We start from the raw sequence: 8623 nt of genomic DNA on the forward strand, positions 1-8623 counted from the left end.
GACCGCGCGGCTTCCGAGGGGGAGCGGCCCGGGGTGCGGGTGTCGGTGCTCGGCGGCCTCCGCGTGACGGTGGACGGGCGCGAGGTGCCCCCGTCCTCGTGGCGGCGGGGGTCCGCACAGCTCATGGGGTACCTTGCCGTCCGGGAGGGGCACCGGGCCTACCGCCACGAGGTCCTGCCCACCTTCTGGCCCGATCGCGACCAGGAGGCCTGCCTTCAGGCTTTCTACCAGATGACATCGGCCGTACGTCGCGCCGTCGGCCGGGCCCGGGAGGGCGAGCCGGTGGTCGCGTGCCGCAACGGCGTCGTGGCGCTCTCCGGGCCGCTCGNCGNGTGCGACATCGACGAGCTGCGTTCGGCGCTGGCCGAGGTGTTCGGTNCAGGGTCCGACGAGGGGCGCGNCGACGCCGCGCTGAAGGCCATGGCGCTCTACTCCGGCGGCCTCCGTGTGCCCGACACGGGGCCTGCCGCGGAGTTCTTCGCCGCGGAGCGAGACCGCCTCGAGTGCCGTTATNTGGACGCCCTCGTGCGGGGCGCCTCGCTCTCCGCGGCCTGCTCNCGCGANCACGACGGCATCNTGCTCGCCCAGGCGGCCCATGGCCTCTGTCCCGCGAGGGACGACGCGGCGGCCTGCTACGTGCGCATGCTCATGGCCGCCCACCGCTTCTCCGAGGCCGCCCAGGTGTGCCGGGACCACGCGAAGACGGTCGAGGGGGTCTACGGAGCGCCGCCGAGNCCCGAGCTCTCGGCCCTCGCGAGGGAGGTCGACCGGAGGATCAGGGGGTTGTGCCAGACCGTCGAATAATCGATTGTTGTAGGTGTGTAAATATGGCACTACGAGGGGGAATAAGGTAGTCTGCATGAAGCTTGAAATANTGCCGCGGAAGCGCCCTCTCGGCCGGAGCCCCGTCGGCTATGGCTATAGTGGTATGGCGGTGTGGCGTCTATCGGCCCCGCGCCCCGTNAAGAACAAAGGGTAGGTGCCTATGGCTGGACTGTTCTCCAAGATCCTGTCGATGGGATCCGATAAGGAGCTCAAGGAGTTCCAAAAGATAGCCGACCGCGTCAACGGTCTTGCCCCAACGTANGCCGGCAAGAGCGACGAGGAGCTCGCGGCCATGACGCCGCTGCTCAAGGAGCGCCGTGCCAACGGCGAGTCCCTCGACGACCTGCTCCCCGACGCCTTCGCGGCCGTCCGCGAAATGTCTGGGCGCGTCATCGGCATGCGCCACTTCGACGTGCAGGTGGTGGGTGNCGTCGCGCTGCACCGCGGCATGATCGCCGAGATGAAGACCGGCGAGGGCAAGACGCTCGTCTCCACCCTCGCGGGCTATCTCAACGCCCTCGACGGCAAGGGCGTCCACATCGTCACGGTCAACGACTACCTCGCGCGCCGCGACGCCCAGTGGATGGGCCGCCTGTACCGCGCCATGGGCATGAACGTGGGCNTGCTCCAGAACGGCATGCCCCTGGGCGACAAGCACNCCGCCTACGNGGCCGACGTCACCTACGGCACCAACTCGGAGTTCGGCTTCGACTACCTGCGCGACAACATGGTCACCCAGGCCTCCCGTCGCGTGCAGCGCGGGCANCACTACGCCATCGTCGACGAGGTCGACTCCATCCTGATCGACGAGGCGCGCACGCCCCTCATCATCTCGGGCGCCGGCACCAAGTCGGCCTCCATCTACCGCGACTTCGCCCGCGCCGTGAAGGGCCTCGTGGCCGACGAGGACTACGAGCTCGACGAGGCCAAGCACACCATCATGGCCACCGACGAGGGCCTCAAGAAGATCGAGGGCCGCCTCGGCATCGACAACATCTACGGCGACATGGCCGGCCAGCTGGTGAACCACCTCCAGCAGGCCCTCAAGGCCGAGTTCATGTTCCACCGCGACNAACAGTACGTGGTCACGGGCGGCGAGGTGAAGATCGTCGACGAGTTNACGGGCCGCATCATGGAGGGCCGCCGCTACTCCGAGGGCCTGCACCAGGCCATCGAGGCAAAAGAGGGCGTCAAGGTCCTCGAGGAGAACCAGACGCTGGCCACCATCACGCTGCAGAACTACTTCCGCCTCTACGACNNGCTCTCCGGCATGACGGGCACCGCCATGACAGAGGACGGTGAGTTCCGCGAGATCTACANGNTCCCGGTGCAGGAGATCCCGCCCAACCGCCCCGTGCGCCGCGTGGACCTCGACGACCAGATCTACCGCACGGTGGACCACAAGTTCGCCGCCGTGGCCGACGACATCGAGCGCCGCCACGCCAAGGGCCAGCCGGTCCTTGTGGGCACCGTGANCATCGAGAGCTCCGAGCGCCTGTCCGACACCCTCGACCGCCGCGGTATCAGGCACGAGGTCCTCAATGCCAAGTTCCACGAGCGCGAGGCCCAGATCGTGGCCCAGGCCGGCCGCGAGGGCGCCGTGACCATCGCCACCAACATGGCCGGTCGAGGCACGGACATCCTGCTCGGCGGCAACCCCGAGGTGCTCGCCGAGGACATGCTCGTGGCCGAGGGCGTGGAGCTCGAGGAGGCCACGCAGGAACAGCGCGACGACGCCCTCGCCCGCGCCAAAGCCGTGTGCTCCGAGGAGCGCGAGCACGTGGTGGAGGCCGGCGGCCTCTGCGTCATCGGCACCGAGCGCCACGAGTCGCGCCGTATCGACAACCAGCTCCGCGGCCGCTCCGGCCGTCAGGGCGACCCCGGCGANACCCAGTTCTACCTCTCCCTCGAGGACGACCTCATGCGCCTGTTCGGCGGCGACCGCATGGACCGCATCGGCGCCATGATGCAGCGCTACGACATGCCCGACGACATGCCGCTCCAGGCCAAGATGGTCTCCAAGGCCGTCGAGAGCGCCCAGCGCAAGATCGAGGAGATCAACTTCGGCATGCGCAAGAACGTCCTCGACTACGACGACGTCATGAACCAGCAGCGCCAGGTCATCTACGCCGAGCGCAACCGGATCCTCGACGGCGAGGACCTCGTGGGCCACGTCCAGGAGGTGCTCGACCAGACCTGCGAGACCGCCGTGGACGAGTTCTGCCCCGGCAAGGACGTGGAGGGGTGGGACCTCGACGGCCTCCGCGGTTGGCTCGAGGAGCTCACCGGCAGGAAGGACACCCCCGAGCTCGACGCCGACCTGGACCGCGAGCGGATTCTCTCCATCGTCCGCGGCTACGTGTCGGACCTCTACGCCCAGCGCTCGGAGGCCCTCGGCGCCGACGTCATGGCCGACCTCTCCCAGCAGGTGATGCTCCGCGTCATCGACCAGCGTTGGATGACCTACCTCCAGGAGATGGACTACCTCAAGACCGGCATCGGCCTGCGCGGCTTCGGCCAGCGCGACCCGCTGGTGGAGTACAAGCAGGAGGCCTACCGCGCCTTCCAGGCCCTCGTGAACGCCATGTACGAGGACTACATCCGCACGCTCCTGCGCATCGAGGTCTCCACCCGGCCCCAGCCCGAACCCGAGCGCGACAACCTCGCCGGGGCCACGTTCTCCGGGCCCGCCGAGGTCGACGGTGATCAGGGTGACCGCCCCCGCGGCCGCATCGCCGCCACGAGCAACATCGCCCGCGACGGCAAGGACCGCGANCCGGCCAAGCCCCGCCCCTACGTCAAGGNGGAGTCCGGCGACCCCTACGCCGGCGTGGGCCGCAACGACCCCTGCCCATGCGGGTCGGGCAAGAAGTTCAAGAACTGCCACGGAAAGAAGCACTAAGTGAGCGAAGAAGCCACCACGGCGGACCTCGGCCTCCTCTCGGCGCGCCTTGAGGAGGTCGAGGGCTATCTGCACCTCGATGAGACCCGCGAGCGCATCGCCCGCCTCGAGCGGGAGAGCGCGGCCCCCGGGTTCTGGGATGACGCCGACGGCGCCAGGGCCGTCATGGAGGCCCTGGCCCGCGACCGCGACGACGTGGCGGCCTTCGAGGCCGCCCGCTCGCTGCTCGAGGACGCCCAGGCGGCCCTCGAGCTCGGCGACGAGATGGNCGACGACGGCCTGNGCGAGGAGTCCCAGGCCCTGGCCGANAGGCTTTCCTCGAGCCTCTCGNAGCTCGAGCTCTCCAGCTGGTTCACCGACGACCTCGACCACGGCGACGCCATCGTCACCGTCACGCCCGGCCAGGGCGGCCTCGANGCCCAGGACTGGACGGAGATGCTCTTCCGCATGTACCTGCGCTACTGCGAGCGCCGCGGCTGGAAGGTGGACGTCAACGACGCCCCTGCGGGCGACGTCATCGGCCTCGACCGAGCCACGTTCACCGTGAGCGGCAAGAACGCCTACGGCATGCTCCGCGCCGATCAGGGCGTCCACCGCCTCGTGCGCATCTCGCCCACCGACGNNAAGAAGCGCCGCCAGACCACCTTCGCGGGCGTCGAGGTGCTCCCGGTGCTCCCCGACGACATCGAGGTCGAGATCGACCCCTCCGACCTCAGGATCGACGTCTACCACGCCTCGGGCCCCGGCGGCCAGGGCGTCAACACCACGGACTCCGCGGTGCGCATCACCCACCTGCCCTCGGGCATCGTGGTCACCTGCCAGAACGAGCGCAGCCAGATCCAGAACAAGGCCAGCGCCATGCAGATCCTCAAGGCCCGCCTCTACGAGCAGGAGAAGGCCAGGCGGGAGGCCGAGCTCGACGAGTTGCGCGGCCCCAAGCACGAGATCTCGTTCGGCAACCAGATCCGCAACTACGTGCTCTATCCCTTCCAGCTGGTCAAGGACACCCGCACCGGCATCGAGACCGGCAACGTGTCGGCGGTGCTCGACGACGGGGACCTTGACCAGTTCATCGTCGGGTATCATCGGTGGGCGGTGTCTCAGCAGGCGGAGTAGGGGGTTCCATGGGCGGCGGGGTCGATGTCAGGAGGGTCGCGCGCGACGTCGTCCTCATCGTCGTGGGATCGGCCCTCTACGCCTTCGGCGTGGACGCCTTCGCCGTGCCCGAGGGCCTGGCCGCCGGCGGCGTCACGGGCCTTGCCACGGTGATCTACGCCGTAGGCGCCGAGCACGGCCTCTACCTTCCTGTGGGCACCCAGACCCTGGTCATGAACGGCCTGCTCATGATCCCGGTCATCCGCACCGGCGGCCTGCGCTACGCCGCCCGCACCATCGGCGGCATCGTCGCGAGCTCCCTGTTCATCGACCTGTTCGCCCCGGTGGTGCCGCCCCTCGGCGGGGGCGACCTCCTGCTCTGCGCCCTGTGGGGCGGCGTGATTTGCGGCGTGGGCCTGGGCCTCGTCTTTCGCACCGGCGGCAACACCGGCGGCACCGACATCGTGGCCCAGCTCGCCAACCGCCGCCTCGGCGTGCCCGTGGGCACCGCGTCGGTGGTCNTGGACGCCNTCATCGTGCTGGTCTCCATCCCGGTCTTCTCGCTCTCCAACGCCCTGTACGCCATGGTGATGNTNTATCTCATGTGCCGGGTCCTCGACGCCGTCATCGACGGCCCGAGGAGCGAGNGNGCGGCTTGGATNATCTCCCAGAACCACGACCGGATCGCCAACGCGGTCATGTACTCCCTCGGCCGCGGCTGCACAGAGGTCTCGGCCCGGGGTGTGTGGTCGGGCAACCCCAAGCCCATGCTCCTGGTGATCCTGTCCAACCGCGAGGTGGGCATGCTCAAGGAGATCGTCTCCGACGCCGACCCGGAGGCGCTCATGATCATCTCCGAGGTCCACGAGGCGTTCGGCGAGGGCTTCGAGGGCATGGGGCATCACTGACCCTCTGGAAATGCGGTGGTCGGGCTTCTTTGGCGCTACCGTGGGTACGATGTGTATAAGGCATGCCCTTTGGAATGGGCCATGGCCCGGCGGTCGTGACCGGGCGGATAAGGAGATTCGAGATGTACAAGGCGCTCGTTGCGTGCAAGGCCGGCATGGGCTCTTCGATGATGCTCAAGATCAAAGCCGACCAGGTCATCAAGGAGAACGAGCTCCCCATCGTGACCCAGCACGGGTCNCTCGNCTCGATCGCCGACTTCNNGGGCGACCTCATCCTCACGCAGTCCGACTTCGCCGACAGGGTGGACACCCACGGCGTCTACGTCGCCTCGGTGGACAACATCCTCGACAAGGACGAGATCAAGGCCGTCCTCGAGGATTTCATCGCCACCCGTCAGGGTTAGGCCCGGGGCGCCCCGTCCCTTCTGCCCATCCGATGAAAGGCCATATAGGCAACCCCGGCCTCTGATAGGCTATGGGCGCACGTCACACACGCACGACAAAAGGAGCACCACGTGGCCAATCACTTCCGCAGCCCGGATGCGGAGCCGGAGAAGTCCCCGGCGACGCGCCCCGCTGCCCCCGACACGGCGGACGCGCCCGCCGACGGGGCCCCCACCGCGAACGAGGGCCTCGAGCCCGTCGTCGTGGAGACGGCCCACGCGCCCGCCCGCGAAAGCGCCTTCGACCCCACCAACGAGCCCGGCTTCACCAGCGTCTTCGCGCCGCTGCGTCCCACCGACGAGGACGAGAGCCACATCAACCGCTCGGGCGCGCCGACCATCTCCATGCGCGACGTCACCAAGATCTATCCCGCGCAGCCCAACAAACCGGCCCTCGAGAACGTCTCGCTGGACATCTACCCCGGTGAGTTCGTCTTCCTCGTGGGCCACTCCGGCTCGGGCAAGTCGACCTTTATCAAGCTGCTCACCCGCGAGCTCAAGGCCACCGGCGGCAAGGTGATCGTGGCCGGCCAGGACCTCACCACCATGCGCAACTGGAAGGTCCCGTACCTGCGCCGTCAGATCGGCTGCGTGTTCCAGGACTTCAAGCTGCTGCCCGACAAGACCACCTACGAGAACGTGGCCTTCACGCTCGAGTGCATCGGCAAGCCCCGATCCGTGGTTAAGGCCCAGGTCCCCGAGGTGCTGCGTCTCGTGGGCCTGCAGGAGAAGATGGACATGTACCNNGNCCAGCTCTCCGGCGGCGAGCAGCAGCGCGNCTCGGTGGCCAGGGCCATGGTCAACCGCCCGCCGCTGCTCATCTGCGACGAACCCACGGGCAACCTCGACCCCGCCATCTCGCTCGGCATCATGAAGCTGCTCGAGCGCATCAACCGCACCGGCACCACGGTCCTCATGGCCACCCACNACCGCGAGATGGTCGACTCCATGCGCAAGCGCGTCATCGCGCTCGAGGCCGGCCATGTGGNCCGCGACCAGGAGAGGGGAGGCTACGGCTACTATGGCGCCCTCTAACTTCGGCTACTCCCTGCGCGAGGCCGGGCATCACTTCCGCAGGAACCTGTCCACGGCCCTCGGCGCCGTGGTCACCATCTTCCTTTCGCTCTTCATCATCGGCGTCTTCGTCCTCGGCAGCTCCATCGTCAACAACATGGTGGGCTCCGTGGAGGACAAGGTCACCATCCAGGCGTTCCTCTCCGACGACGCCGTCCAGGACAAGGTGGACGNNCTCCAGAAGTCCGTCCAGGGCTGGGACAACGTCGANTCGGTGACCTACAANTCCAAGGACGAGGCCCTCGAGGAGTACCGCACCACCATGTCCAACAAGAACGCGGCCGCGGCCGTGGACGCGCTGGACGGCCAGAACCCGGTGCCCGCCTCCCTCGTCATCAAGCTTGACGACCCGCAGCAGGTCTCGGCCACGGCCGACAAGCTCATCGCCGATCCCTCGTTCGCCGAGGTCTGCGACGACACCGACAACCCGGCCGCCTCGGTGCAGTACGGTCAGGAGACCGTCGAGCGCCTCTTCTCGGTGGCCAACTACATCCGCGTCATCGCCGTGGTGCTGGTGATCATGCTCACCTTCGTGGCCTTCGTGTTCATCAACAACACCATCCGCCTGGCCATCTCGGCCCGCCGCCGCGAGATCGCCATCATGCGCCTCGTGGGCGCGTCCAACGGCTTCATCCGCGGGCCCTTCCTCATGGAGGGCGCCCTCGAGGCCTTGATCGGCGCGCTGCTGTCCATCGGCGCCCTGCAGCTGGTCATCTCCGTGGTGCTGCCGCGCCTCGAGAGCAGCCTGCAGTTCCTGGCCATCGCGGTCGACCCGGCCATCGTCGGCTTCACCTACGTGATCCTGATTGTGGTGGGCCTCGTGATCGGCCTGTTCGGCTCGGCCATTGCCATGGGTCGCTACCTCAAGGTGTAGCCGCCGGCGCCCCAGATGGGGTAAGAACGGACAAGAGCGACAGGTGCGGCCCGCGCTGAGCNNGGGCCGCTTTGTTTGAAGGAGGGGTTCCCATGGCCAAGGGCAGGAAGGGCTCCAACCGGCGCAGGCCGCCCAAGACCAGGCCCAAGCACCGGAGCGCCCTCATCGGCACCATCCGGGTGGCCCGGCCCGGCGTGGCCGAGGTCGAGACGGCGGAGGGCGCGTTCCCGGTGGCCCGGGGCGGCATCCGCGAGGCCATGAACGGTGACACCGTGGGTGTGACCCTCTCGCCGGCCCATCACGGGCCCGGCAAGATGGCCCGGGTGCAGACCGTCGTCACCCGCGCCACGACCTCCTTCGTAGGCATCTACGGGCGCCTGGACCCCCTCGGGGCCGTCACGCCCCTCGACGAGCGCATCCGGCGGGACTTCTTCGTGCTGCCGGACGACCGCAGCGCGGGGCGGCTGGGGGTGGGGGACGGCGATCTCGTGCGGGCCCGGAG

Annotated in this window: 7 protein-coding genes and 1 pseudogene; all 8 read left to right on the forward strand. The window is 68.4% G+C overall.

What is annotated here, in order from left to right; all coding sequences use genetic code 11:
- Positions 1-804 (forward strand): BTAD domain-containing putative transcriptional regulator (locus JX283_RS07295; protein WP_204829984.1); only part of this gene is annotated, 804 nt, incomplete at its 5' end.
- A gap of 181 nt (positions 805-985) precedes the next feature.
- Positions 986-3727, forward strand: coding sequence for a preprotein translocase subunit SecA (secA, locus tag JX283_RS07300; RefSeq protein WP_204829985.1), 2742 nt, complete (start codon positions 986-988; stop codon positions 3725-3727).
- Positions 3728-4843: a peptide chain release factor 2 gene (gene prfB / locus JX283_RS07305; protein ID WP_204829986.1), complete on the forward strand. Its 1116-nt coding sequence runs from the start codon at positions 3728-3730 to the stop codon at positions 4841-4843.
- Between the two features lie 8 nt (positions 4844-4851).
- Complete coding sequence (locus JX283_RS07310) at positions 4852-5730, forward strand: YitT family protein (RefSeq protein ID WP_204829987.1); 879 nt, start codon at positions 4852-4854, stop codon at positions 5728-5730.
- Between the two features lie 122 nt (positions 5731-5852).
- Positions 5853-6134 (forward strand): PTS sugar transporter subunit IIB, encoded by a 282-nt coding sequence (locus JX283_RS07315; RefSeq protein ID WP_239652533.1) that lies wholly within the window; start codon positions 5853-5855, stop codon positions 6132-6134.
- Between the two features lie 111 nt (positions 6135-6245).
- Positions 6246-7208 carry a cell division ATP-binding protein FtsE gene (gene ftsE / locus JX283_RS07320; protein ID WP_204829989.1) on the forward strand — a complete coding sequence of 321 codons (963 nt, stop codon included), beginning with the start codon at positions 6246-6248 and terminating at the stop codon, positions 7206-7208.
- Entirely contained in the window at positions 7195-8121 is a 927-nt protein-coding gene (gene ftsX / locus JX283_RS07325) for a permease-like cell division protein FtsX (RefSeq protein ID WP_204829990.1), read from the forward strand. The genes ftsE and ftsX overlap by 14 nt, the downstream gene beginning before the upstream one ends.
- A gap of 92 nt (positions 8122-8213) precedes the next feature.
- Positions 8214-8623, forward strand: a pseudogene (locus JX283_RS07330) (3'-5' exonuclease); the annotation flags it as partial.

Source organism: Olsenella sp. CU969 (genome assembly GCF_905219715.1).
Classification (GTDB): Bacteria; Actinomycetota; Coriobacteriia; order Coriobacteriales; family Atopobiaceae; genus Granulimonas; species Granulimonas faecalis.